The 993-nt window shown below is 55.6% G+C and carries 1 protein-coding gene; it reads left to right on the forward strand.

The features are described 5' to 3' along the window. Window positions 1-886, forward strand: an 886-nt coding sequence (locus tag ACFSUD_RS19625) for an argonaute/piwi family protein (RefSeq protein WP_449343068.1), incomplete at its 5' end; no start/stop codon positions are given. Window positions 887-993 lie beyond the last annotated feature (107 nt).

The raw sequence follows: 993 nt of genomic DNA on the forward strand, positions 1-993 counted from the left end.
CGCAACCCTCGAACGGAGAATGCCGCGGGAGAGGCCGCCGAGCCAGTCAGCTCACACGGCGATCATGGGGTCTAAGGAGAGTTCGGACCGCCAGACCCAAGATCGTGCCGATCTTGCTTGGAACCTCATGACCACACTCTACTACAAGGGTAGCGGAAAGGTTCCTTGGCGCCGCATGCCTGAAGAGGGTGAGTTTACGGCTTGTTACATCGGCATCAGCTTCTTCAAGGCCGCTGCAACTGATGAGATATGGACCAGTGCCGCGCAAATGTTCGACGAGCGCGGAAGGGGTTTCATATTGCGAGGTGGTCCGGCGCAGTCAGAGACGCGAGGCCGCCACCCGTTCCTTACGATACAAGAGGCTTACAAGCTTACTGAGGGCGCGTTGGCAGCCTATAAGTCGGTCCACAGAACCATGCCGGCTCGGGTGATCGTTATGAAGACTTCGCGTTTTCGTGAAGATGAGGCCGAAGGCGTCGGAAAGGCACTCGACGAAGTCGGCGTCGAACTGCGTGATCTCATTTGGGTCCAAGAGAGCTGTCCAGTCAAGGTGCTGCGCGACGGTGATTTTCCTGTTCTTCGCGGCACCTTCGTGGAGTTGGACGGCAATGGACTTCTCTACACTAATGGCAGCATCCCATATTATGGCACCTATCCGGGCATCTATGTTCCGAACCCACTACTGCTCTGCCCCCATCCGCAAAGTGAAAGCACTATCGAGCAGATCGCGAAGGAGGTTTTCAGTCTCACTAAGGTAAACTGGAACTCGACCCAGATGAACCAACGGCTGCCCATTCCGATACGTGCGGCCCGGAAGGTTGGAGACGTCTTGAAACATGTGCCTGCCGGTCAGAAGGTGAGTAGCGACTATCGCAAATACATTTGAGTTGAATTGACTGAGGCATTTAGTCCGGCACCTAACAGGGTGCTGATTTAGTCGCTGATCCGGAACGCTATCCCTTCAACGGCGCCGGTTCGGGTGATCTTCTCACT

This window comes from Sulfitobacter aestuarii (genome assembly GCF_042685005.1).
In the GTDB taxonomy this organism is placed as follows: domain Bacteria; phylum Pseudomonadota; class Alphaproteobacteria; order Rhodobacterales; family Rhodobacteraceae; genus Sulfitobacter; species Sulfitobacter aestuarii.